A 25,205-nucleotide genomic window follows, 5' to 3' on the forward strand; every position below is an offset into this window, starting at 1 on the left:
TCAGTCCTGCAATTCGGTCTGGCGTTCGACAGGGTCGATCAGCACGGCTTTCTGCTGGCGTACCAGCAGGTCGAGAATTTCATCCTGGCGCTCGCCGAGGATGCCGTTGAAGCTGATGCCGCTGGATTTGGTCGGCGCCAGCATCGATACGCGATATAGCTCGACGCTCAACGGCGAGTCGATGGCCATCGGGCCGCTGCCGTTGGCCGCCAGTTCACCGCCGACCACGATCAGCGAGACTTGCGCGTCGAACGGGTCGAGCTTGATGTCACGGTCGGTGTCGGTCAGGTCCTTGATGTGGCCGTAGACGCCGGTCAGACCGTTGGCCATGGCGACGTTTTCGTAGAGGCGGATGTTCACGCTGTTACGAATGCGGATGCCGTGACGTTTGTTGCTGATGACCTTGTTGCCCCACAGCAGGTTGTCGGCGGACTCGTAGAGGGTGATGCCGTCCGTGTGGTTCTTGTAGATCTCGTTGTAGGCGATGATGTTGTTGACGCTGTTACGGTCGATCACCAGGCCCGAGAGGTGGTTGTCGTAGCTCTTGTTGTTGAAGATGAAGCTGTCGTTCACTTCACGGGAAATGATGATGCCGTGCTTCTTCTTCGTACCGTGGACGGTGTTCTCGGCAATGATCAGACCGTGGGAACGGTCGTGCGGGTCGATGCCGTAGACGATGTTGTCCTTGTAGGTGTTGCCCTTGACCACGAAGTCGCGGGTTTCGTAGCAGTAGAAGCCGTACCACATGTCGGAGAACTCGGAGCCGACGATCCAGCCGGTCGGTTCAGGGCGTTTGAGCACCTTGGCCATGTTCGGCGTGTACTGGGAAATACTCACCCCGTACGACTTACTGTTGGCGTAGCCGAAACTGGCCATCTTGCTGTTGACGATGTAGGTCTCGGTGCCACCCCAGGCCAGCAGAAACGGCCGGAATTCCTTCGGCGAACGGAAGGTGGCCGGGCCGTTGTCTTTCTCGCGCCAGCCGGTGACTTTGGTGTCACGCACGAACAGCTGACCGTCGTTGACCAGGAACGAACCGGCCTCTTGCGACAGGCGCAACTCCTGGGTCTGGCCGTCGATTTCAAGGATGCCTTTACGGCCTACCACGATCGGCAGCTTCGCCAGGTACACGCCCGGCGAGGTCTCGCTGAAGTACTGCTTGGGCAGTTTCTGCGCCAGATCCTTGAGGTTCAGGTAGCCGTCGTCGACGAAGATCGCCTGCGGGATGCCGTGCTGACGCACCACCCATTCGGCCATCTTGTTGTCGCCGCCGATGAAGTCCTTCAGGGCGTCTTCCTGCATCATCCGGCGCACGCTGATCTTGCCCGGTTTGCTGCGATTGATCTTCGCGGCAGCGGCTTCGGCGGTGAAGCCGGACAGGTCGGGCAGTTTCGGCTTGGCCAGTTCCAGCGCCTCGGTCGGCGCGCTGCTGACGGTGTAGGTCTTGGCTTGTTGCAGCTCTTTGGCGGTGGTCACCGGTTTGCCCTGTTGAGGCACAGCCGGTTCCACCGTGGCGAACGCGCCAGCGGAGGCCAGCAGCATGGCGCCGGCCAACAGGCTGAGCGAGCCTTTCCTTGCATGGTGCATGTCGGGCACTCCCTTGGCGGTTTGCATCAGAAGCGCCAGATCACGTCGATGAACGCGCGGTGCATGTACGAATCGACCTGGCTGCCATAGGCATCACCGGGCTTGAACACACCGCCACGGAAGCGCACCAGCGCCGACGGCTCGTCGATCGACTGGCTCAACGCCGCCGGCAGCAAGCCTTGCTTGAAGTACTTGGTCACCACCAGGTCCATTTCCTGACCCAGATCCTTGTTGCCATCCTGCAGCGGCAGCGAGGTGCTGGAGAGGATCGCGCCGGTGACGTCGTCGGTGTTGTTTTCCACGGCGTTGATGCCGTTGCTGCCCACCGGCTTGTTGCCGTCCACGCGCCAGAACTTGTGGTAGATCAGGCTGGCGTCGTACTGGTCGTTGAGCATCCACGAACCGAACAGGGTCGCGGTCTGCATGTTGTTCATTTCGCCACGGAATGCTTCGCCGAAACGGTGCACGCGCGAGCGGGTACCGGTGTAGTTGGAGCGGTTGCTTTCCAGACCGTTCTGCTGGTAATCGGCGCTGGCGCGGGCGTAGGCCGCACCGACCTGCCACTGCGGATCGAGGCGCAGACGCACGCCCAGATCGGTGGCCCAGCCGTTGATGTCATCACTGCGCTTGGCTTGGGCCGGACGGCTGCCATCGGCGTTCAGCGGGTTGACCGAATCAAGGTCGCCGCTCATGCCGGTGATGCTGCCCCAGTAGTTGACGGTGTTGGTGTTGCGCCAGTTGTAGGCGTCGCTGTCGGCGGTCAGACCGAGCCAGCTGATGTCGCCGTTCTGGGTTTTGTCGAGGGTGTCGCGGGGCACGCCCGGTTCGGCGTAATCGAGCTTGCCGTTGTCGTGGGTGTGATGACCGCGAATGCCGACCCAGTTACCCGGTGTCCACTGGTAGGCGGCATCGGCGTAGGCGTGCAGGCGATCCTTGTCTTTCGGCGCCAGCTCTTTGAGGTCAGTGCGGTATTCGCTGAAGCGTTCGGCGACACCGACGTTGGCGCGCAACAGGGTGGTGTCGAAGGTCCAGTTCAGCGCTTCGATGTTGGTGTCGCGCCATTGGCCGTCGTCATTGCGCAGGCGCTGGCGACCGAGCTTGAGCATCTCGCCGGGGTACGGCGTCAGGCCGCTGTAGCCGACCCAGAACTCGCGCATCGCCAAGTAGTTTTTCTTGGTTTTGCGATCACTGTTGTCGGTGGTTTGCTCACCGTCCGACTGCTGCAAGGTGTCGGTCTCGATGATGTCGGTCGAGGTCACGGCCTGGCCCATGGCGTAGGCACTCCACGCGCCGCTTTCGCCGTAGATCCAAGGACGCAGGTCCAGGCCCACACCGTTGACGTCGCCGCCGCTGGCGGTGCCGAGGTCGCGGTCGTCTTCGGACTGGCCGGTGATTTTCACTTCCAGGCCGAAGTTCTTGGTTTCAGTGATCGCGGCCAGTGTCGGGCAAGACCAGATCAGCGCGAACGTGAGGCCAATGCCAGCCTTCACAAAGGGATTCAACTTCATAGGGATTCCTCGCCGTCTTCTTCTTGCAGGGCGTGCAGTTGCAGCGTGTTCTGGTTCAGGGCGCCACGGCTGGCCTGTTCCTGTTGCAGCAGGCGCTGGGCTTCGGCCAGACGCTCGGGCGGCAATTGCGCGGCCAGGGTGGTCGCCAGTTCATCGGCTTGCGGGGTGTTCTGCGCCTTGGCCAATTGGCTGAATACGTAGGCGTTGAGCGGGTCGGGCTTGGTGCCCTTGCCTTGGGAAAACAGTTGGGCAATGGCGAAATCGGCGCTGTTCTGGCCATTGCGCGCAGCGGTCAGCAGGTGGTCGAGGGCCTTCTGTGGGTAGACCTTGCCCAGGTAACCACGGCGATAGATCTGGCCGAGGTAGTAGTCGGCGGCGACTTCGCGGCCGACGGCTTTCTGGAAGTGTTCTTCGGCGACTTTGGCGTCGGCCGGCACCAGTTTGCCTTCGTAGTAGAGCTTGCCCAGCAACAGTTCGGCGCGCGGCTGGTCGGCGGCGCGGCCGTTGTCCAGGTACTTCATCATCTGATCGACGTCGCCCAGTTCCGGGAAGTCGTAGAGCAGTTGCGCGAGGGTCACCCACGATGCCGGGTAGCCCGGTGCGATCGGTTCGAGCAGCGACTGCGCGGTCTTCTCGTCGGTCTTGCCCAGGGTCGAATCGGCCAGCACGCGGGCCACCGAATCGACGCGCTGCGCGCTGACTGTGCCACGGCTGTAACCGGCCTGCATCTGCTTGATCAGCTCGGCCTGTTGCTCCGGCTGGGCCCGTTTCTGATAGACCGTGGCCAGTTCGACGTAGCAGATGTCGGTGGTGTTGAGCGCGGCTTTGCAGATTTTTTCCACGTCATCCAGATGCTGGTCGTAAGTGCCTTGGGTGCGATACAGCAGCACCTGCGCCAGACCGGCTTCCGGGTAGCCGGATTTGCGCCACTGATCGATCTGCTGCTGTGCGTTGATGTTCGGGAAGCTGTGCGGGAATTGCAGGTACAGCATCGCCAGCGGGATCAACGTGTTGCCTTCGCCATTGGCGGCGGCTTTTTTCAACAGGCTTTCGGCTTCGTGGTGCTCGGCCTCGGTGGAGCCCGGTTTGGCCACCAGCAGGCGACCGAGACGGGCCTGAGCCCGAGGCGACACGTCGGCGGCGGCGCGGTAGGTCGCTTCGGCCTGTTTGATCTGCTCGGGGTCGCGGCTGTCGACCTGGATATCGGCGAGGCCGACTTGCGCCTCGCTGTAACCCAGATCCGCCAATGCGCGGTAGTTCTGCGCGGCGGTGGCAGTGTCGCCACGCTTGAGCGCTTCGTTGGCCAGGCGTTGGTCGGGCAGGCCGGCGCAACCGGCGAGACTTACCGCCAATGCCAGCGAGCACACCATCAAACCCATGTGGGAGCGAGCCTGCTCGCGAAGCAGTCGACTCGGTACTTCAGACAAACCGCGCTGATCCTTTCGCGAGCAGGCTCGCTCCCACAGGTTCGGCGGTGTGTTCAAGATAGGAGTAGTCACAGGCATGTCCTCGACTTAAAGACCGGCAGCCATGGCTTTGTCGATCAGCCAGTTCAGGTTCGGACCACGATCGCTGTTCACTTCCACCGGGCGCCCGGCGAAGCTGCTGTCCAGTGGTTCGTCTGGCTGGATCTGCACGCGGATGTCGGAGGACAGGTCGGCGCTTTTCAGGCTGGTGCTGCTGACGATCTTGCCGGTGCGGGTCTGGTCTTCGCCGGCGATCTGGAAGCTCACTGGCGTCCCCGGACGCACGTCGCCGAACTGGCGATAGGAGAAGCGCGCATCGACGGTGGCCTGGGTGTTGCGCGGTACCAGGGTGAAAATCACGTCGCCTTTGCTTGCGTACTGACCGTCAGCCACCAGTTGCTGGGCCACGGTGCAATCGCACGGCGAGGTCAGGGTGCCGGTCATTTGCTTGCCGAACAGTTCTTCAACCTTGGCCGGTTGCAACTGGTCTTCGTCCAGATGGCCCTTGAGCACGTCGAGCATGCTGGTGCTGAAGGTCGCCAGCGGCGCGCCTTTGGCGGCGACGCCGTCGGACTTGACCAGGCTCTGCACCGTGCCGTCACGCGGCATGGTGATGTTCATTCCCGGCACGCTGACCAGACCTGCTTGCGCGTGGCTGACGAAGTACATTCCGTACACCGACTTGAAGACGAAACCGAAAGCGACCAGACCGATGGCGAAAATGCCGGCGCTGAAAGTCACGGCTTTCAGACGCCCGAACGGGGTCATGCCGCTCCCGCCGTCCTTGACCTTGCGCGCCTTGGTGAAGTTGTCGCGCTGCAGGGTCGCCAGTACTTCACCCATGCTGACGATGTCGCCGGCCAGGTGCGAAGTGATCAGGTGACGCAGGGTCGAGATGTCCTGCGGTTCCAGATTCTGGAACTGGCAACCGGCGCGGCCGCTCTGGCGGTCGTAGGAGCGCACTTGCAGTTCGACGTCCATGGCCAGGCCGAGGTTGTCGATGACGAATTGCAGGCGTGCCTTGTACACCTCGCCGATGGTCAGCGGCAGTTGCCCGGCGTTGAACGCCAGACCGCCGGCGGACAGGTCGAGGACCCGCGCTTCGACCGGCGTCCGGTCTGGGCCGAAGAAACGCAGTTTGGCCGGGATTTTCACTCGGGCGTGCTGACGCTGGGCTTCGGATTCATGCACTACGTTGGCGTTGACGGCGGTATTCATGGGGGCGATTTCCTTGTTAATTCAATAGGGGCAGGTCAGACCATCATCAGCAGCACGGCGACGAAAATGCTGCCGGCGGAGAAGGTCATGGTCCGAGACGACCAGGTGTTGAACCAACGTTGAAAGCTGGCGAGATCACGGGTCAGGGAAGTGGGTTGGCGCGTCCAGGATTGCTGGTCGAGGCGGAAGAACACGTAGATCTTCACCAGCGCACCGACGATCTGGTTGTAATACAGAATCACGGGATAGGCCGGGCCGATCCGGTGACCGGAGCACGACAGCAGCAGGGTCAGAATCAGGCGGGTGATACCGATCCACAGCAGGTAGGCGAGGATGAACGCGCCGCCGTACTTGAAGCTGGCGATGATCGCCACGGTCAGGCCCAGCAACGACGTCCACATCGATACGCGCTGATCGAACAGCACCACCGAGGTGAAGGCGCCGAGGCGTTTCACACCCAGGCCCAGCGCTCGCGAGTTCTGGCGCAGGTTGTTGCCGTACCAGCGGAACATCAGTTTGCGGCTGGCCTTGATGAAGCTCTTTTCCGGCGGATGCTCAACGGTGTTGATCGCGGCGTCCGGCACGTAAAAGGTGTCGTAACCCAGGCGCATCAGGCTGAACCAGCTCGACTTGTCGTCGCCGGTGAGAAACTTGAAACGACCCAGGCGCCAGTGTTGCAGCGAGTCGCTTTCGACATCGGCGATGAATTCCGGATCGGTCACCACGGTGGCGCGGAACACCGACATACGCCCGGTCATGGTCAGCACGCGCTTGGACAGGGCCATCGAGCACATGTTGATGTGGCGCTGGGCGAAACGCAGCTTGTGCCATTCGCTCATGATGTAGCCGCCACGTACTTCGCAGAATTCGTTGGTGGTCAGGCCACCGACGTTGCCGAACAGCTGGAACCACGGCACGGTCTTGCGTACGGTGCCTTCGCCGAGCACGGTGTCGCCGTCGATCACGGCCACCACGGCGCGGTCGTCCGGCAGGTGACGGGAGATCGCGCGGAAACCGTAGGCCAGGCCATCGCGCTTGCCGGTGCCGGGAATGCGCACGAAGTCGAGCTTCACGCGGTCTGGCGGATTCATCCGCGCCCACAGCGCTTTAACCAGCAGCTCATCGGACATTTCGACGATCGAGCAGACCACGGTGGTCGGCAGGTCGCAGTCGATGGCTTCGCGGATCACCGAGCTGTAGACCTGCGCGGTGGTCAGCGCGTCGATACGGAAACTGGTGACCATCAGAAACACATGCGACGGATCCGCCGCTTTACCCAGCTTGCGCACTTTGCGGCGCAGATGCGGGTAAACGATGTAGAGAAAAATCATGCCGCGCACAAAGTGCGTTGCACCCATCGAGTAGCGCCAGATACCCACGGCGCCAATCAGGAAAATAAAGTCCTTCGACTCGGAGTCGAATGTGGACGTGGGCAGCATCAAGGCCAGGCCCAACAACAAACTGAGGTAAAACAGCCAACCGGCGGCCTGAAGTAGGCCGTGCTTTAGCCTGTGCATAATCTGCATCCGTCTCTATCTCGGGCGAGCCTGTCGGGTGGCCCGATGGGGTTAAGGCAGGCGAAGAACCGGCCGAGGGTTCAAATCCCCCGGCCGGAAGGCTGACTTACCAGCAGATACCTTCGGTGCGAGTACCCGGGTTGGTGGCTTTGGCCATGAAGCCGACCAGGTCGATGACCTGTTTGCCTTGCGGTGCTTCCTGGGCCAGCGAGCGGAATTTCTCGTCGCGGTTGCCGAGGATGATCACGTCGGAGTTGTCGATCACCGAATCGAAGTCCGAGTTGAGCAGGGACGACACGTGCGGGATCTTCGACTCGATGTAGTCCTTGTTCGCGCCGTGAACACGGGCGTACTCGACGTTGCTGTCGTAGATGCTCAGGTCGTAGCCCTTGCCGATCAGCATTTCGGCCAGTTCCACCAGCGGACTTTCGCGCAGGTCATCGGTACCGGCCTTGAAGCTCAGACCGAGCAGGGCGACTTTGCGTTTGTCGTGGCTTTCAACGATGTCGAAGGCGTTCTGCACTTGCGATTCGTTACTGCGCATCAGCGAGTTGAGCAGCGGTGCTTCGACGTCCAGCGAACCTGCGCGGTAGGTCAGGGCGCGCACGTCTTTCGGCAGGCACGAACCACCGAAGGCGAAGCCCGGGCGCATGTAGTACTGGGACAGGTTGAGGGTCTTGTCCTGGCAGACCACGTCCATCACTTCACGACCATCGACGCCGACCGCTTTGGCGATGTTGCCGATCTCGTTGGCGAAGGTCACTTTGGTCGCGTGCCAGACGTTGCAGGTGTACTTGATCATCTCGGCGACCGCGATGTCCTTGCGGATGATCGGCGCGTCGAGTTCTTCGTACAGCGATTGCAGAACGTCGCCCGAGGCTTTGTCGAACTCGCCGATGACGGTCATCGGTGGCAGGTCGTAGTCCTTGATCGCGGTGGATTCACGCAGGAATTCCGGGTTGACCGCGACACCGAAGTCGACACCGGCCTTCTTGCCCGAGCAGTCTTCGAGGATCGGGATCACCACGTTGGCGACGGTGCCCGGCAGCACGGTGCTGCGTACCACGATGGTGTGGCGGGTGGTTTTTTCACGCAGTACGAAACCGATCTCGCGGCACACCGCCTCGATGTAGTTCAGTTCCAGGTCGCCGTTCTTCTTGCTCGGCGTACCGACGCAGATCATCGACAGGTCGGTGTCACGAATCGCTTCGGCGAAGTTGGTCGTACCGCGCAGACGACCGGTCTCGATACCCTGAGCCAGAAGTTCGCCCAGACCCGGTTCCACAATCGGCGACTTGCCGGCGTTGATCATGTCGATCTTGTCTTTGGCAACATCGACGCCAACCACGTCATGGCCCCGTGCAGACAGGCAACCGGCACACACTGCGCCAACGTAACCCAAACCAAATATGCTGATGCGCATCGCAATTACCTCTGTGTTTTATCAAGCCATTAGATGGCCGGAGTTAATGGTGTTCAGCGGTCATAGTGCACTCGAAAGTGCGGCATACAGGCGCCACAATGCCGTGTGCAGGCATACTAAGTTCCGAGTGTCTAAATAAGTGCACTCAAGATGTGCGCAACTAGGCCTTAGTTGTTATGACTTGCCCTGTTATGCAGCGGATCTTCTTGCTGGAAGACTCTTGTGCATGTGTTCAGTCCACCTGATGTCGGACGAAAGGCCCGTAGATCAAGCGGTTGGGTGCTCAGGCGAGCACAATTACAGGGGCGCAGCCTTGGCCTTGTAGAGGATGTTTATGGTGCGTATCACCTATCCATCGTTAGTTGATCAGATGAGTGAACCATCTAGGCAAGTTGCTGTGACAACTTGGTTACATGGTTCTCCGCTCTGCGTAAGTTATCTCGTACAAACTCGGCGAGAATCGTTACCGGTGGTATGAGCTATGCATTTGGACATAGTTCCTACCCGCTCATCGCGAAATCTGAAATTTTTTGAAATATTGCCAAAGATGGCACTGGTCTCAATTTGATAGCACTTTCGATTTGGGCCTTTGTTAATCGGTGCGTAATCGAGCTAGATAGTTTTGTGCCACTACCGTAAAAAAATTTACGTGCCACTACTGAAAAAAAGTGAGGCTGTCGAGTGAAACTAAAATTAGAATTGGGCAGGACGATTTTATGGCGCCAATAAAACGGCGAAATGCTGCGAGGGATTTTTGACGTCGTGCGAGCTGCACGACTCTTTATAGACAGAGTCGTGCAATGGGCATGCTTTATTCCGGGGCGTGGTCGCGCAAAAACACCAGATTGTCCGGTTTCGATTGCTCGGCGCTGTAGCGATAACCCTGCACATCGAACTGCTTGAGCAGGGCGGGATCATTGATTTTTTCCTGAATCACGAAACGGCTCATCAGGCCGCGGGCCTTCTTCGCGTAGAAGCTGATGATCTTGTACTGGCCGTTCTTCAGGTCCTTGAAATCGGTGTTGATGATCCGCGCGTTCAGGGCGCTGCGTTTGACCGCCGAAAAGTACTCGTTGGAGGCCAGGTTCAGCAGCACATCGTCGCCCTGATCGCCCAGCGCTTCGTTGAGCCATTCGCTGATGCGCGTACCCCAGAACGCGTACAGGTCCTTGCCACGGGCGTTGGCCAGTTTGGTGCCCATTTCCAGACGATACGGCTGCATCAAGTCCAGCGGACGCAGCAGGCCATAGAGACCGGAGAGCATGCGCAAGTGCTTTTGCGCATAGTCGAACTGAGCTTCGCTGAACGATTGCGCGTCGAGGCCGGTGTACACGTCACCCTTGAACGCGAGCAGCGCCTGCTTGGCGTTTTCCGGGGTGAAGGCGGGCGTCCAGCTGCCGAAACGCGCGGCATTCAGGCCGCCGATCTTGTCGGACACGTGCATCAGTTCGCTGATCTGTGCCGGGCTCAGTTCGCGCAGCTGCTGGATCAGCTCCTGAGAGTGATCGAGGTATTGCGGCTGGGTAAAGCGCTGGGTCGCCGGCGGTGTTTCGTAATCGAGGGTCTTGGCGGGGGAAATCACCATCAGCATGAAGTCGTCTCCTTTAATCGTGGGGGCGATTCTAGGGGGTTGGCCGGGTTGACTCCAGCTATCAAGCCCATAGGTGATCGACGGCTCGCCACATTTCCCTGTGGGAGGGGGCTTGCTCCCGAAGAGGCCGTATCAGCCTGCCCATCTGTTGGATGACACACCGCATTCGGGAGCAAGCCCCCTCCCACAGGGAATCGGAGTGGCTGAGGGGAATCGTGCGGGATCAGCTATAGTGCCGCGCGGGTTTGGTTATGGAGACACCCCTTTGCGCATTGTTCTTTTATTCACCGCGTGGCTGTTGAGCTTCGGGGCCATGGCGGCGCCGGGCGATGTGGCGACGCTGGATCGCAGCACCTGGCCGGAGCAACTGAGCAGCCCGACGCTGTTCGACGTCGCCTCGCGCGCGGAAATCCTCATGTTCGCCCGGGGCCTGCTCGGCACCGAGGCGCTGGACGAGGCCACGCTGGCCCAGCGCCTTGGGCTGCGCACGGTCAACGTCGACGCGATCAGCCGCCTGCGCCAGCGGCTCTGGGAACGTCTGTTGGCCAACTACAACTTCGCCCAGCAGAGCTGCGATCAGGATGCCTCGTTCTGCTTCCTCGTCGAAGACCTGCCGACCCTGCGCGAGCAGGCCGCCAAGTTCGTGGTCAGCGACGACAGCTATTACACCAAGTGGGCCGAGCCGAGCCGGTTGTTTCATCTGCAGTATCTGGACGAGCTGATGCGCAAGGCCGCGCTGTCGCCGCAAACCAGCAGCGAAGTCGATCAATTCGGCGACTACGAGCGCAACGGCGACGAGATGCACGATCGACTGTTTCTGCTGAGCTTCGACAGCGCCGCCAATCTGCAGCCGGACAACACCGACTGGATTGCCGACTACTTGCGCAAATCCAATCTCAGCGGCACGTTCTTCCTGTTGGGCAAGGATGTGCAGGCGCGTCTGGCCGATCGCTCGGTGAGCAACCTGCAATCGGAGTTCTCGAAACAGTGTGTGGGCGTGCAGGGTTGGGAGTTCCGTTCCCACAGCTATTGGCAGGACTGGCAGGACTCGGTGCGCCGCAGCGCTGATCTGGTGAAGAACAAGTTGCCGGAGAACTATGTGCCGCTGTTCCGTCCGCCGGAGGGACAGCGCCGCAGTGATGCCGGCAGCTTCTTCCGCAATCAGGGCCTGCAAGTGGCGCTGTGGGACATCGATGCCCAGGACGGCGCCGGCAAGCTCAAGGGCGCGCAGAGTGCGCAGCGGGTGCTGACCCTGATGCTGCTGTGGCGTCACGGGGTGATCAATTTCAACATGAAACAGGATGCGGTGAAGACCGCGTTGCCGTGGCTGATCACGCAAACTGCGCAAAGCGGCATCGGCTTTGAAGACTGTCAGGACGGGTTTCGCTGATAAACGGAAAAAGCCCGGAAACATTGGGCTTGGGGCGATTTTTCTAGAGAATTCGATGCAGGCGGACTTCCGACTTTAGCGGGGTCTGGACGGTCCGCCAAGGGCTTTTCGTCACTCTGCAAAATAAACTTAAAAAAACCGTCAAAGTGCTTTTTTATGTCATGGGTTTTGGAGTATTACGAAGACAGACCGCCGAAACCTGCAACACAGGTGGCGTCTTCCAAGACTCCTTTTGTGTGCAGTTCATCCAGGCCCTCGTGGATGAATTCGGCAGTCACTTCGAGGCGCAGCACCGCCCAGGTATTGCGTCGAATGGCTCCCACAAAGGTGACCGAGTATGGATGATCACGGACGTAGCCCTTCTTCCAACCAGCCAATCCTTTATGTACTCGATACCAACGTATTGATTCACGATCCAAATGCCCTGCTGAATTTCGAAGAACACCACGTCGCGATCCCGATGACCGTGCTCGAAGAGCTGGACAAGCTCAAGAGCGGCCATCACAGCGTTGCTGCCGAATGCCGCCAGGCGATCCGGCTGATCGACAAGACCCTGGGCGATGCCTCCCCCGAGGACGTTGAACTGGGTGTGCCGATCCAGCGCGGCAAGGGCGGGCCAAAGGGCTTGCTGTCAATTCTGATGAGCAAACAGGCCGAATCGAACCTGATTCTGCCCGAGCATCTGAACGACAACAAAATCATCAACCAGTTGATCGACCTGCACACCCGTGATCCGAAGAAGGCCGTGGTGCTGGTCACCAAAGACATCAACATGCGCCTCAAGGCGCGCGCCTGCGGGATCGATGCCGAGGACTACAGCACCGACCAGTTGGTCGATGACGTGTCCCTGCTGCCCAACGGCTACCACAACATGACGGGCTCCTTCTGGGACCGCGTGAGCAAGGTCGAAACCCGTCAGGATCACGGCCGCACCTGGCATCAGGTGCAGTTGATCGATAACCTGCCGGCGGTGCACATCAACGAGTTCATCATTGACGAACAAGGCTTTGTCGGCTGGATCAAGGAAATCCAGGAAGACAAGCTGCTGATCCTCGACTTGCATCAGGAACCGCTGCTGCACCAGGAAGCCTGGGGTCTCAAACCGCGCGATATCTACCAGAGCCTGGCGCTGTATGCGTTGCTGGATCCGGACATTCACTTGGTCAACCTGTCGGGTGCAGCGGGTTCCGGTAAAACCATTCTGGCGCTGGCTGCGGCGATCGAGCAGACCATGGTCAGCAAGCGCTATCGCCGGATCATTGCGACCCGCAGCGTGCAGGGCCTGGACCAGGAAATCGGCTTCCTGCCGGGTACTGAAGCGGAAAAAATGGAGCCTTGGCTGGGCGCCATCACCGACAACCTCGAAGCCTTGCACATGGATGACGAAAACACCCATGGCAGCGTCGATTACATCCTCAGCAAAGTGCCGTTGCAGTTCAAATCGCTCAACTACATTCGTGGTCGCAGCTTCCAGCAGAGCCTGATCCTGATCGACGAATGCCAGAACCTTACGCCGCATCAGATGAAAACCATCATCACCCGGGCCGGCGCCGGTTCCAAAGTGGTGTGCCTGGGCAACCTGGCACAGATCGATACCCCTTACCTGTCCGCGACCAGCTCCGGGCTGACCTACCTGACCGAACGCTTCAAGGATTTCCCCAACGGGGTGCACATCACCCTGCAAGGGGTGCCGCGCTCGATTCTGGCCGAATACGCCGAATCGCATTTGTAACCCTTCCAACAAAACCGGGCGGCTCAAAAGCCGCCCGGTTTTTTATTGATAAATGCATATCCCCTGTGGGAGCGAGCCTGCTCGCGAATGCGGTGTATCAGTCGACATCTATAGTGAATCTGAATCCGCTTTCGCGAGCAGGCTCGCTCCCACAGGGGACAGTGGTGAATTCATAATCAGTGATGCGGAAATTTGACCCACAGGTTTACAATCCCTGCTCCTGATCAGGAGTAATCCCGTGCTGACTCATCTCGATTCCCAAGGTCGCGCCAACATGGTCGACGTCACCGAAAAAGCCGTGACGTTCCGTGAGGCGACGGCCCAAGCGCTGGTGCGCATGCTCCCCGAAACCCTGCAGATGATCGTCAGCGGCGGCCATCCCAAGGGCGACGTGTTTGCCGTGGCGCGCATTGCCGGCATTCAGGCGGCGAAGAAAACCAGTGATCTGATCCCGCTGTGCCATCCGCTGATGCTCACCGGGGTCAAGGTCGAACTCAGCGCTGAAGGTGACGACAGCGTGCGCATCGTCGCCCGCTGCAAGCTGTCAGGGCAGACCGGCGTAGAGATGGAAGCACTGACCGCTGCCAGCGTCGCCGCACTGACCATCTATGACATGTGCAAAGCGGTGGATCGCGGCATGATCATCGAAAGCGTGCGTCTGCTGGAGAAGGTCGGCGGCAAGAGCGGGCATTTTCAGGCGGAGCAGCCATGAAGCTGACGGTTAAATTCTTTGCCCGTTATCGTGAAGCGCTGGGCGTGGACTCGGTCGAGGTCGAAGGCGATTTCGCCACGGTCGACGCTGTGCGTGCGCTGCTCGCGCAACGCGAGGGCGCCGAAGTGCTGAGCGAACAGAACCTGATGTGCGCACGCAACGAAGACCTGTGCCAGCTCGACGAGCCGGTGAGCGATGGCGACGAAGTGGCGTTTTTCCCCACCGTGACCGGAGGCTGAGGCATGGCGATTCGGGTGCAGTCCACGGCGTTCGATCCCGGCGCTGAAGTCAACGCGATGCACGCGGCAAATGTCGGTGTCGGCGCGGTGGTAAGTTTTGTCGGCTACGTGCGCGACTTCAATGATGGGCTGGATGTGGCGGGGATGTTCCTTGAGCATTATCCGGGCATGACCGAAAAAGCCCTCGGCAAGATCGCCGTCGAGGCCGAGCAGCGCTGGCCGCTGCTGAAGCTGGAAGTGCTGCACCGCATCGGCGCGCTGGAGCCGGGCGAGCCGATCGTGTTTGTCGGCGCGGCCAGCGCCCATCGCCAGGCGGCGTTCGACGCCTGCGCCTTCGTCATGGACTACCTGAAAACCCGCGCGCCGTTCTGGAAGAAAGAGAACACCAGTGACGGCCCGCGCTGGGTTGAGGGGCGTGACAGTGATCATGCCGCTGCGGATCGCTGGAAAAAATAGTTTTTATAGCGCCTTCAAGTCCGTCTTCGCGAGCAGGCTCGCTCCCACATTGGATCTTCATGAACGCAGATATTGTGTTCGCTACAGATCCCCTGTGGGAGCGAGCCTGCTCGCGAAGGCGTCACCTGCATCACCAAAATCCTCTTTCTTCGCCCAATTGACGGAATGTACATATAAGTCCAACATGGATTTATAAGTACAAAAAAACGTCAATCTTGCCGCTCGTAGCTCCCTGCTCCCTGCTGCTCTTCTTCGTCTTGCCAAACCAACAACAACCCGCGAGAGAACGAACATGAAGAAACTCCCCCTGATTACCGGTCTGGCCCTGAGCCTGTTGGCGTGCACCAGCTCGTTTGCCGCCGAGAAAACCTTGCGCATCGGCATCGAGGCCGCTTATCCACCGTTCGCTTCGAAAACCGACAAGGGTGAAATCGTCGGTTTCGACTACGACATCGGCAACGCCCTGTGCGCACAGATGAAGGTCAAATGCGTGTGGGTCGAGGGTGAGTTCGATGGCCTGATCCCTTCGCTGAAAGTGAAGAAAATCGACATGGCGCTGTCGTCGATGACCATCAACGAAGACCGCAAGAAGTCGGTGGATTTCACCCACAAGTACTACTTCACGTCGTCGCGACTGGTGATGAAGGAAGGCGCCACGGTCGATGACCAATACGCCAGCCTCAAGGGCAAGACCGTCGGCGTGCAGCGCGCCACCACCACCGATCGTTATGCTACCGAGGTGTTCGAACCGAAGGGCATCAACGTCAAGCGCTACGGCAATAACGAAGAAATCTACATGGACCTGGCGGCCGGGCGGCTCGATGCGATTTTCGCCGACACCATCCCGCTGAACGATTTCCTGTCGATGCCACGCGGCAAGGGCTATGCGTTTGTCGGGCCGGAGCTGAAGGATCCGAAGTACGTGGGCGAGGGCGCGGGGATCGCGGTGCGCAAGGGAAATACCGAGCTGGTCAGCGAGTTGAACACGGCCATCGACGGGATTCGGGCGAGTGGCGAGTATCAGAAGATTTCCCAGAAGTACTTCAAGTCTGACATTTACGGCGACTGACAGCCCGCTATCGCTGGCAAGCCAGCTCCCACAGTGACCGAGTCGTGCACAGATTTTGTGTACACCAAAAAAACTGTGGGAGCTGGCTTGCCAGCGATGGGGCCGGAAATGCCAATGCAGATCTTCAGCCCTTCAATTCCTTCAAATGCTTGTACACCGTCGCCCGCCCCATGTTCAGCACATTGGCCACATAGTTCGAGGCGCTCTTGCCCTTGAACGCGCCTTCGGCGTGCAGCGCCAGCACCAGTTCGCGCTTGTGATCGCGGGTCAGCAGATTCAGGCTCAGCTGGCGCTCGCGCAGCCAGGCGTGGAGGAAGGTGTTGATGCGTTCCTGCCAGTCATCGCGAAACAGTGAATCCGGCTGCGGGATCAGTTTGCTCGGCGACAGGAACAGATCCAGCGCGGCCTTGGCATTCTCGAATAACGAAATATTCAGGTTGATGCACAGCACCGCCAGCGGCCGGTCTTCACCGTCGCGCAGCACGGTGCTCAGGCTGCGGATTTTCTGGCCGTCCCAATTAAGCTTTTCGTACGGGCCGATGTTGCGCTCACTCACTTCCTCGCTGAGCATGTCTTCAAGCGATGAATCGTCGCCGATCTCGCGCTTGGACAGGTTGTTGGCGATGTAGTCGACCTTCTGTGTGCGCAGGTCGTGCAGCACCACTTCGGCGTGGGGAAAGAACAGCGTGGCGATGGCGTCGGCGATGGCACGGAAGTTATCCAGTGCCGGATCGAATTCGGGGGCGGTCATGATTGTGGAGCTCCAGGCGGCGTCAGCGCCCCCGTGCACGGGGGCGCTGCGAGTGTGCCGCAATCCGTTGGGCGCGTCATCCGCAAGGGGTATCAGCGCAGTCGTGAAGGGGAGAGCATGGCGCTGCTCAGGCCGAACTGCTGCAACGACTCAGGCAACGGCTGACCACGCACCAATGCCGCGCTGGCCTGGCCCATGGCCGGTGAAGTCTGAATACCGTAACCGCCCTGGGCCGCGACCCAGAACAGCCCCGGCACCTGCGGATCGAAACCGCTGAGCAGATCACCGTCGGCGACGAAGCTGCGCAGTCCGGCCCAGGTGCGGGTCGGGCGGCGAATGGTCAGGGTCGTAGCCTCTTCGATCTGATAGATGCCCATGGCGATGTCCAGCTCTTCCGGTTGCACGTCATGCGGTTCGACCGGGTCGGCGTTGGCCGGCGAGCCGAGGAACATCCCGGCGTCGGGCTTCATGTAGAACGATTCGTCGAGGCTGACCAACATCGGCCAGTGATGAATGTCCACGCCCTCGGGGCCGGCGAAAATGAACGCTGCGCGGCGCTTGGGTTGCAAGCCCAGCGCCTGGGCGCCAGCCAGTGCGCCGATCTGGTCGGCCCAGGCGCCGGCGGCGTTGATGATGACCGGCGCGCTGAAGGTCTGACCGTTGGTTTGCACCTGCCAGAGGCCAGCGGCGTCGCGCGTCAGGCCCAGCACTTCGCAATCGGTGTGCACTTGGCCGTTGTTGCGGCGGATACCGCGCAGGTAGCCCTGATGCAGGGCGTCGGTGTCGATGTCGCTGGCGGTCGGATCGTAGATCGCGCCGTGGACTTTTTCCCGACGCAGGATCGGCAGACGGGCGCAGGCTTCGTCGGCGCTGAGCAGCTGCATTTCTGGCACTGTGGCTTTGGCGCTGAGGTACTGGTTGTTCAGCTCGGCGGCGTCACCGCTGAAGTCCACGGTCATTTCGCCACGCGGCGTGAGCAATGGATGCTCGCAGAAGCCGCTTGGCGGATGGTCGAAAAACTCGCGGCTGGCCAGCGTCAGCGCGCGCACCTGCGGCGTACCGTAGGCGGCGGTGTACAGCGCGGCAGAACGCCCGGTGGAGTGATAGGCCGGGTGCGATTCACGTTCGAGCACGATCACTTTGGCGTGGGGCGACAGCCAGAAACCGGTGGAAGCACCGGCAATCCCGCCGCCGATGATGATGAAGTCTGCCTGGCTCATGAAAGGTCTCCGGTGTTTACGCAATATCAAGGCGTTCACTAGTCCACTGTGGGAGCGAGCCTGCTCGCGAAAGCGGTGTATCAGTCGACATCTTCGGTGAATGTCAGACCGCATTCGCGAGCAGGCTCGCTCCCACAATGGGATGTGTGGTGTCAGTTATTTAATTGATAAACCGCATTCGCCAGCGCAATGTCTTCCAGGCCCAGGCCAATTGAACGGAAAAATACGTGACGGTCGTAATCAGGGCGCGGCACTTTCTCGCTGAGCAGGTCGGCGAGGTCACCGACAATCGCAGACTTGTCCCAGCCATGCTGCTCGGTCGCGATCAACATCTCACCGGCCGAGCCCGGCGTGGTCAGCCGATAGTCACAGAACACTTGCATGTCGCCCAGGCTCTGCGGCGGCACCTCATGGGCGCGTGGCGCGTTGGTGCTGATCGAGGTGATCAGCGCCGGTTTGCTCAAGCTGGCCGGGTCGATGACCGGGCCGGCGGACGAGGTGCAGAGCATGATCACGTCCGCGTCTGTGAGGGCGACATCGCGGCTGTCGGCAATCTTCACCCCCGGGTAGATCTCTTTCAGCAGCGCCCGGGTTTCAGCGTCTTCAGACAGGCTCGGCGAATACACGCTGATGTTCTGCCAGTCGCGCAGACCTTTCACGTAATGCAAATGAGCCTGGGCAACCTTGCCGCTGCCGATGATCGCCAGTCGTTGGGCATTCAGCGGGGCGAGGGCATCGACTGCAACGGCGGTGGTCGCTGCAGTGCGTGCGGTGGTCAGCTCGCCGGCATCGCAAAGCAGCAGCGGTTGGCCGGTTTTCATCGACATTAATAGGGTCCACGCTGTCACCAGTGGCCCTTGCTCGCGGACGATGTACGGCGAGGTCTTGACCCCGTACACGCCGTCCTCGGCCAGCACCCCCAGATAATTGATGAAGTCGCCGGCGCCCTGCGGAAACTCCACCAACTGCTGCGCCGGTTGCACGGCGTGGCCGGCGGCGAGGTCGCGGAACAGTTTGCGCAGGATCTGCGGCACGTCGATGCGCGCCAGCAGCTCGCGGGCCTGGGTATGGTCGATCACGTAGGGTGTACTGGTCATGTCAGGCTCCACGGTCTGGATGTAAACTAATTTGTCCATTATGGACTTTTAGTTATCTACCGCAAGCGCCTGTTGAAAACGCCGGGCAAAAAAAAGCGCAGTCCGTTGCCGGCTGCGCTTTTTGCGTTACGGGGCGTTTACTGCGGCTGCGGACGCTTGCGTTCAACAGCGCGCAACAGGTGCGTCGGCGGTGTTTCGCAGCTGATCTTGCGACCGAGTTTTTCTTCGATCGACGGCAACTGGTAGGAGTCGTCCTCGCCGGCGAAGCTGATCGATACACCGTCGGCGCCCGCGCGACCGGTACGGCCGATGCGGTGTACGTAGTCGTCCGGCACTTCCGGCAGGGTGAAGTTGATCACGTGGCTGATGCCGTCGATGTGGATGCCGCGACCGGCGACATCGGTGGCCACCAGCACGCGGATCTTGCCTTCGCGGAAGCCTTCAAGGGTCTTGATGCGCTTGTGCTGCGGCACGTCGCCGGACAGTTGCGCGGCGTTGATGCCGTCGCGCACCAGGCGCTCTTCGATGCGGCGCACTTCGTCCTTGCGGTTGGCGAAGACGATCACGCGTTCCCAACCGTTGTCGTTGACCAGGTTGTAGAGCAGTTTGTATTTGTCAGCCGCGGCCACGGCATAGATGTGCTGCTCGACGTTTTCGTTGGCCACGTTGGTGACTTCGATTTCAACGATTGCCGGATCGGTGGTCCATTGCTTGGCCAGGTTCATCACGTCTTCGGTGAAGGTCGCGGAGAACAGCAGGGTCTGACGCTCGGACTTCGGCGGGGTCTGGCGAATGATCTGCCGCACTTGCGGGATGAAGCCCATGTCGAGCATGCGGTCGGCTTCGTCCAGCACCATCACTTCGACCATGTCCAGATGCACGTCGCCGCGCTGGTTGAAGTCGAGCAGACGGCCCGGGGTGGCGACGAGGATGTCGCAGTGGCGCGCTTCGAGGTGCTTGAGCTGCTTGTCGAAGTCCATGCCGCCAACGAACGTCATCACGTTGAGGCCGGTGTACTTGGTCAGGTCTGCAGCATCCTTGGCGATCTGCACCACCAGCTCGCGGGTCGGCGCGATGATCAGCGCACGGGGTTCACCCATGTAGCGTTCTTTCGGCGGCGGCGTCTGCAGCAACTGAGTGATGATCGAGATCAGGAACGCGGCGGTCTTGCCGGTACCGGTCTGCGCGCGGCCGATGGCATCTTTGCCGGCGAGGGTGAAACCCAGCACCTGCGCCTGGATCGGCGTGCAGTACGGGAAGCCCAGGTCCTGGATGGCGTGCATCAGTTCCGGAGCGAGCTTGAAATCGTGAAAGCGGGTTTTGCCTTCCTGGGGTTCGACAACGAAATCTTCGAGTTTCCAGGGAATGACCGGTGCCTTGGGCTTCGGTTCGCGGCGCGGCCGGGGTGGTTTCGGCGCTTCGGCGCGGACCGGTTCGGTGGCGACGGCAGGTTGCGGCTCAGGCTGGGGTGTCGCTACCGGAGCCGGACGTTCAGCCTTGGGCGCATCGCTGCGAGGGCCGGGGGCGTGCGACGGCGCACTGGGGACTGGCGCGAGCTGCTCAGCCTCGCTTTTACCGAACATTTTCTTGAGTGCTTTGAGCACGGTCATCTCATCAATTGGTTAAGGAATGTACGCCGGCCAGTGTAATGCAAGAAACGGGCGCGGCGTAGTGGGATGATCAAAGGGGCGATGCAGCTGAAACGATCAACGCAGGCGTTCAGCCAGCCAGACGCCGATGTCGCGAATTTCTTCGGGTAACACTTCGTGCTCCATTGGGTATTCCTGCCATGTCACGGTGACACCATGCTTCACCAAATGCTCATAGGCGCTGCGCCCCATCGAGTTCTGCACCACGCCGTCGAACTGGCCGTGCAGGCACAGCGCGGGAATACGCTGCTGACTGGCTGAAAGCTCCATCTCGTCAGTGAAGGTCGGGGCATAGGTGGAGAGGGCAAGTACGCCACCCAACGGGCCTTGCCACTTTATATAAGCGGTGTGCAGAACGACGGCGCCGCCTTGGGAAAACCCGGCGAGAAAAATCCGCGAAGCGTCTATTCCGCTGGCGCGCTCCTTTTCGATCAATTCAATGATGCGATCCGCCGACGCTTCCAACTGCTCACGATCAATCGACCGCGCCGGGCTCATGGCCTTTATGTCGTACCAGCTCGGCATCTCGTAACCACCATTGATGGTGACGGGCAGGGTAGGCGCTTGCGGCAATACGAAGCGCGTACTCAGCAGGCTTTCCTGCAGCGCTTCGGCGACCGGCAAGAAGTCATAGCGGTCCGCGCCGAGGCCGTGCAGCCAGATCACGCAGGCGTCTGCAGGCTTTACGGGTTGAAGAATCAGGGGCTCGGTCATGGCTGCTCCAAAAATGTGCGGGCGCTCTCAATAAGTGCGTGATTGAGGTGCGCGTCCGGTCGATCCGTTAAGAAGATGTCGCAAGGCTACAAGTTTTGCTATTGACCTGTCGCGCAATCGCTTCAGCAAGCGGTGTGGTACGGGCTTTGCTATGGAGGATTCTGTACGAAGCGTCCTACGCCTTGCGGTAACACTATCAGTGTACGTCTTGCGACGGGATTGCAAAGAATCCGGTGATGGATGTTCGCCAATGGCCGCTACGGGCAAAGCGAACGTGAAAGGGCTACAGCCCGTTCGGCCGATTGGTGAGAAGTGAGTTGTCCATGATGTGGATTTTCTCCTACTAGACTCATAGCGAAGGTCTTACGTCGGTTGACCCCAAAAAAAGCCAACACGGGTCAACAACGCCTCAAAAGGGTGCGACTGGACTCAAGCTCCGACACAACAAGAGCAAAACTGGAGGTTTGAATGAAGATGTTGAAATCCACTCTGGCGGTCGTGACTGCAGCAGCAGTACTCGGCGTCAGCGGGTTCGCTCAGGCGGGTGCAACCCTGGATGCCGTGCAGAAGAAAGGTTTCGTGCAATGTGGCGTGAGCGACGGTCTGCCGGGTTTCTCGGTGCCGGACGCTTCGGGCAAGATCCTCGGGATCGACGCTGACGTCTGCCGCGCTGTGGCCGCTGCCGTATTCGGCGACGCCAACAAGGTCAAGTTCAGCCAGTTGAACGCCAAGGAGCGCTTCACCGCGTTGCAGTCCGGCGAAATCGATCTGCTCTCGCGCAACACCACCATGACCAGCTCGCGTGACGCCGGCATGGGCCTGAAATTCCCGGGCTTCATCACTTACTACGACGGCGTGGGCTTCCTGGCCAACAACAAGCTGGGCGTGAAAAGTGCCAAGGAACTGGACGGTGCAACCATCTGCATCCAGGCCGGTACCACCACCGAACTGAACGTGTCCGACTACTTCCGCGCCAACGGCCTGAAGTACACCCCGATCACTTTCGATACCTCCGATGAAAGCGCCAAGTCGCTGGAATCCGGTCGTTGCGACGTGCTGACCTCCGACAAGTCGCAGCTGTACGCACAGCGCAGCAAACTGGCTTCGCCAAAAGACTACGTGGTGCTGCCGGAAACCATCTCCAAAGAACCACTGGGCCCGGTCGTACGTAACGGCGACGACGAGTGGCTGGCGATCGTTCGCTGGGTTGGCTACGCGCTGCTGAACACTGAAGAAGCCGGCGTGACCTCGAAAAACGTGTTGGAAGAAGCCAAATCCACCAAGAACCCGGACGTCGCTCGTCTGCTGGGTGCTGACGGTGAATACGGCAAAGACCTGAAACTGCCGAAGGACTGGGTTGTGAAAATCGTTTCGCAGGTCGGTAACTACGGTGAAATCTTCGAGAAAAACCTCGGCAAGAGCACTCCGCTGGAAATCGACCGTGGCCTGAACGCGCTGTGGACCAACGGCGGCATTCAGTACGCACCACCAGTGCGCTAATGGTTCTATCACCCGGCGGGCCAACCGCCGGGTGATGTTCTGTTCCATTTCTTCCGGGGCACTTCATGCAAAATTCAATCGGCGCACCAAAGCAGAGGCTCAGCCTCAGCGATCCGCGAGTGCGTGCGTGGCTGTTTCAGATCATCACCGTCGTGGCGGTGGTCGCCATGGGCTGGTATCTGTTCGACAACACCCAGACCAACCTGCAGCACCGGGGCATCACTTCCGGTTTCAGCTTTCTGGAGCGCAGTGCCGGGTTCGGCATCGCTCAGCACCTGATCTCCTACACCGAAGCGGACAGTTACGCTCGGGTGTTCGTGATCGGCCTGCTCAACACCCTGTTGGTGACCTTCATCGGCGTGATCCTGGCGACCCTGCTGGGCTTCATCATCGGTGTGGCGCGGCTGTCGCCGAACTGGATCATCAGCAAACTGGCGACCGTGTACGTGGAAGTGTTCCGCAACATTCCGCCGCTGCTGCAGATCCTGTTCTGGTACTTCGCGGTATTCCTGACCATGCCGGGACCGCGCAACAGCCACAACTTCGGCGACACCTTCTTCGTCAGCAGCCGTGGCCTGAACATGCCGGCCGCGCAAATGGCTGACGGCTTCTGGGCGTTCTTCATCAGCGTGGTGCTGGCCATTGTCGCCATCGTGCTGATGTGCCGCTGGGCCAACAAGCGTTTCGAAGACACCGGCGTCCCGTTCCACAAGTTCTGGACCGGTCTGGCGATCCTGCTGGTGATCCCGACCTTGTGCGCGCTGATCTTCGGCGCACCCCTGCACTGGGAAATGCCGCAACTCAAGGGTTTCAACTTCGTCGGCGGCTGGGTGCTGATCCCGGAACTGCTGGCGCTGACCCTCGCCCTGACCGTGTACACCGCAGCGTTTATCGCCGAGATCGTCCGTTCCGGGATCAAGTCGGTCAGCCATGGCCAGACCGAAGCGGCGCGTTCGCTCGGCCTGCGCAACGGCCCGACCCTGCGCAAGGTGATCATTCCGCAAGCCCTGCGAGTGATCATTCCGCCGCTGACCAGCCAATACCTGAACCTGGCGAAGAACTCGTCGCTGGCTGCCGGTATCGGTTATCCGGAAATGGTTTCGCTGTTCGCCGGCACCGTGCTCAACCAGACCGGTCAGGCGATCGAAGTCATTGCCATCACCATGAGCGTGTACCTGGCGATCAGTATCAGCATTTCCCTGCTGATGAACTGGTACAACAAGCGCATTGCGCTGATCGAGCGGTGAGGAAACGCGCATGACAACCCATACTTTCAAACCCGACATGCCACCGCCGGCCAAGGTCTTCGGCCCGATGGCATGGATACGCGCGAACATGTTTTCCAGCTGGCTCAACACCCTGCTGACCCTGTTTGCGTTTTATCTGATCTACCTCGTGGTACCACCGATCCTCAGTTGGGCGATTCTCGATGCCAACTGGGTCGGCACCACCCGCGCCGACTGCACCAAGGACGGCGCCTGCTGGGTGTTCATTCAGCAGCGTTTCGGCCAGTTCATGTACGGCTATTACCCGGCGGAACTGCGCTGGCGCGTTGACCTGACCGTGTGGCTGGCGGTGATCGGCGTGGCACCGCTGTTCATCAAACGCGTGGCACACAAAGCTGTGTACGGCCTGAGCTTCCTGGTGATCTACCCGATTGTCGCCTGGTGCCTGCTGCACGGTGGCGTGTTCGGCCTCGACGCCGTGGCGACCAGCCAGTGGGGCGGTCTGATGCTGACCCTGGTCATCGCCACCGTGGGTATCGCCGGCGCCTTGCCGCTGGGGATCATTCTGGCGCTGGGCCGGCGCTCGAACATGCCGGCGATTCGTGTGGTCTGCGTGACCTTCATCGAGTTCTGGCGCGGCGTGCCGTTGATCACGGTGCTGTTCATGTCCTCGGTGATGCTGCCGCTGTTCCTGCCCGAAGGCATGAACTTCGACAAGCTGCTGCGGGCGCTGATCGGGGTGATCCTGTTCCAGTCGGCCTACGTTGCCGAAGTGGTGCGCGGCGGTCTGCAAGCGATCCCCAAAGGTCAGTACGAAGCGGCAGCGGCGATGGGCCTCGGTTACTGGCGCGCCATGGGCCTGGTGATTCTGCCGCAAGCCTTGAAGCTGGTAATCCCCGGCATCGTCAACACGTTTATTGCGCTGTTCAAGGACACCAGCCTGGTGATCATCATCGGCCTGTTCGACCTGCTCAACAGCGTCAAGCAAGCCGCTGCCGACCCGAAATGGCTGGGCATGGCCACCGAAGGCTACGTATTCGCCGCCCTGGTGTTCTGGATTTTCTGTTTTGGTATGTCGCGCTATTCCATGCATCTGGAACGCAAGCTCGACACTGGCCACAAGCGTTAGGAGTTCTCTGT

Annotated in this window: 21 protein-coding genes; 9 read left to right on the plus strand and 12 right to left on the minus strand. The window is 60.2% G+C overall.

What is annotated here, in order from left to right; genetic code table 11:
- The 7 genes from algG to yaaA all read right to left on the minus strand — a co-directional run bounded on the left by algG (window position 1) and on the right by yaaA (window position 10,310).
- Window positions 1-1,587, minus strand: a complete 1,587-nt coding sequence (algG, locus tag H043_RS0104815; protein WP_027610924.1) for a mannuronan 5-epimerase AlgG — start codon at window positions 1,585-1,587, stop codon at window positions 1-3.
- 26 nt (window positions 1,588-1,613) lie between these two features.
- The gene (locus H043_RS0104820) at window positions 1,614-3,095 is read right to left on the minus strand and encodes an alginate export family protein (protein ID WP_027610925.1); all 1,482 of its coding nucleotides are present in this window, start codon (window positions 3,093-3,095) and stop codon (window positions 1,614-1,616) included.
- Entirely contained in the window at window positions 3,092-4,600 is a 1,509-nt protein-coding gene (gene algK / locus H043_RS0104825) for an alginate biosynthesis TPR repeat lipoprotein AlgK (RefSeq protein WP_256214127.1), read from the minus strand. The genes H043_RS0104820 and algK overlap by 4 nt, the downstream gene beginning before the upstream one ends.
- 9 nt (window positions 4,601-4,609) lie before the next feature.
- Window positions 4,610-5,779, minus strand: a complete 1,170-nt coding sequence (locus H043_RS0104830; protein ID WP_027610927.1) for an alginate biosynthesis protein Alg44 — start codon at window positions 5,777-5,779, stop codon at window positions 4,610-4,612.
- Between the two features lie 35 nt (window positions 5,780-5,814).
- Complete coding sequence (alg8, locus tag H043_RS0104835) at window positions 5,815-7,299, minus strand: mannuronan synthase (protein WP_177325606.1); 1,485 nt, start codon at window positions 7,297-7,299, stop codon at window positions 5,815-5,817.
- A 103-nt stretch (window positions 7,300-7,402) separates the two neighbouring features.
- On the minus strand, window positions 7,403-8,719 hold the full coding sequence (locus H043_RS0104840) for a nucleotide sugar dehydrogenase (protein WP_007965217.1): 1,317 nt from the start codon (window positions 8,717-8,719) through the stop codon (window positions 7,403-7,405).
- A gap of 811 nt (window positions 8,720-9,530) precedes the next feature.
- Window positions 9,531-10,310 carry a peroxide stress protein YaaA gene (gene yaaA, locus H043_RS0104845; RefSeq protein ID WP_027610929.1) on the minus strand — a complete coding sequence of 260 codons (780 nt, stop codon included), beginning with the start codon at window positions 10,308-10,310 and terminating at the stop codon, window positions 9,531-9,533.
- Window positions 10,311-10,575: 265 nt separating this feature from the next.
- Between yaaA and H043_RS0104850 the strand changes: the two genes are divergently transcribed.
- The 6 genes from H043_RS0104850 to H043_RS0104880 all read left to right on the plus strand — a co-directional run bounded on the left by H043_RS0104850 (window position 10,576) and on the right by H043_RS0104880 (window position 15,908).
- Window positions 10,576-11,700: a polysaccharide deacetylase family protein gene (locus tag H043_RS0104850; RefSeq protein WP_027610930.1), complete on the plus strand. Its 1,125-nt coding sequence runs from the start codon at window positions 10,576-10,578 to the stop codon at window positions 11,698-11,700.
- 337 nt (window positions 11,701-12,037) lie between these two features.
- A complete protein-coding gene (locus H043_RS0104860) occupies window positions 12,038-13,432 on the plus strand; it encodes a PhoH family protein (RefSeq protein WP_027610931.1) in 1,395 nt (464 codons plus the stop codon).
- A 238-nt stretch (window positions 13,433-13,670) separates the two neighbouring features.
- Window positions 13,671-14,144, plus strand: coding sequence for a cyclic pyranopterin monophosphate synthase MoaC (gene moaC, locus H043_RS0104865; protein WP_027610932.1), 474 nt, complete (start codon window positions 13,671-13,673; stop codon window positions 14,142-14,144).
- Window positions 14,141-14,383: a molybdopterin converting factor subunit 1 gene (gene moaD / locus H043_RS0104870; protein ID WP_027610933.1), complete on the plus strand. Its 243-nt coding sequence runs from the start codon at window positions 14,141-14,143 to the stop codon at window positions 14,381-14,383. Before moaC ends, moaD begins: the two co-directional genes overlap by 4 nt.
- Window positions 14,384-14,386: 3 nt before the next feature.
- Entirely contained in the window at window positions 14,387-14,839 is a 453-nt protein-coding gene (gene moaE / locus H043_RS0104875; protein ID WP_007965204.1) for a molybdopterin synthase catalytic subunit MoaE, read from the plus strand.
- Between the two features lie 292 nt (window positions 14,840-15,131).
- The gene (locus H043_RS0104880; protein ID WP_027610934.1) at window positions 15,132-15,908 is read left to right on the plus strand and encodes an ABC transporter substrate-binding protein; all 777 of its coding nucleotides are present in this window, start codon (window positions 15,132-15,134) and stop codon (window positions 15,906-15,908) included.
- A 124-nt stretch (window positions 15,909-16,032) separates the two neighbouring features.
- Here H043_RS0104880 and H043_RS0104885 read toward each other — a convergent pair whose 3' ends face one another.
- The 5 genes from H043_RS0104885 to H043_RS0104905 form a co-directional block, all read right to left on the minus strand.
- Window positions 16,033-16,659, minus strand: a complete 627-nt coding sequence (locus H043_RS0104885) for a transcriptional regulator (protein WP_027610935.1) — start codon at window positions 16,657-16,659, stop codon at window positions 16,033-16,035.
- 92 nt (window positions 16,660-16,751) lie between these two features.
- Window positions 16,752-17,879: an FAD-binding oxidoreductase gene (locus tag H043_RS0104890; RefSeq protein ID WP_027610936.1), complete on the minus strand. Its 1,128-nt coding sequence runs from the start codon at window positions 17,877-17,879 to the stop codon at window positions 16,752-16,754.
- 152 nt (window positions 17,880-18,031) lie between these two features.
- Window positions 18,032-18,976 (minus strand): ornithine cyclodeaminase family protein, encoded by a 945-nt coding sequence (locus H043_RS0104895; protein WP_027610937.1) that lies wholly within the window; start codon window positions 18,974-18,976, stop codon window positions 18,032-18,034.
- A 137-nt stretch (window positions 18,977-19,113) separates the two neighbouring features.
- On the minus strand, window positions 19,114-20,586 hold the full coding sequence (gene rhlB / locus H043_RS0104900; protein ID WP_027610938.1) for an ATP-dependent RNA helicase RhlB: 1,473 nt from the start codon (window positions 20,584-20,586) through the stop codon (window positions 19,114-19,116).
- 96 nt (window positions 20,587-20,682) lie between these two features.
- Entirely contained in the window at window positions 20,683-21,339 is a 657-nt protein-coding gene (locus H043_RS0104905; protein ID WP_027610939.1) for an alpha/beta hydrolase, read from the minus strand.
- A 468-nt stretch (window positions 21,340-21,807) separates the two neighbouring features.
- Here H043_RS0104905 and H043_RS0104910 point away from each other — a divergent pair, with 468 nt between their 5' ends.
- The 3 genes from H043_RS0104910 to H043_RS0104920 all read left to right on the plus strand — a co-directional run bounded on the left by H043_RS0104910 (window position 21,808) and on the right by H043_RS0104920 (window position 25,194).
- Entirely contained in the window at window positions 21,808-22,839 is a 1,032-nt protein-coding gene (locus H043_RS0104910; protein ID WP_007965188.1) for an amino acid ABC transporter substrate-binding protein, read from the plus strand.
- A gap of 65 nt (window positions 22,840-22,904) precedes the next feature.
- Window positions 22,905-24,086, plus strand: coding sequence for an amino acid ABC transporter permease (locus H043_RS0104915; RefSeq protein ID WP_027610940.1), 1,182 nt, complete (start codon window positions 22,905-22,907; stop codon window positions 24,084-24,086).
- A 10-nt stretch (window positions 24,087-24,096) separates the two neighbouring features.
- On the plus strand, window positions 24,097-25,194 hold the full coding sequence (locus H043_RS0104920; protein WP_027610941.1) for an amino acid ABC transporter permease: 1,098 nt from the start codon (window positions 24,097-24,099) through the stop codon (window positions 25,192-25,194).
- The last annotated feature ends 11 nt before the right edge of the window (window positions 25,195-25,205 follow it).

It is taken from the genome of Pseudomonas sp. URIL14HWK12:I6, assembly GCF_000514195.1.
Lineage (GTDB): Bacteria > Pseudomonadota > Gammaproteobacteria > Pseudomonadales > Pseudomonadaceae > Aquipseudomonas > Aquipseudomonas putida_A.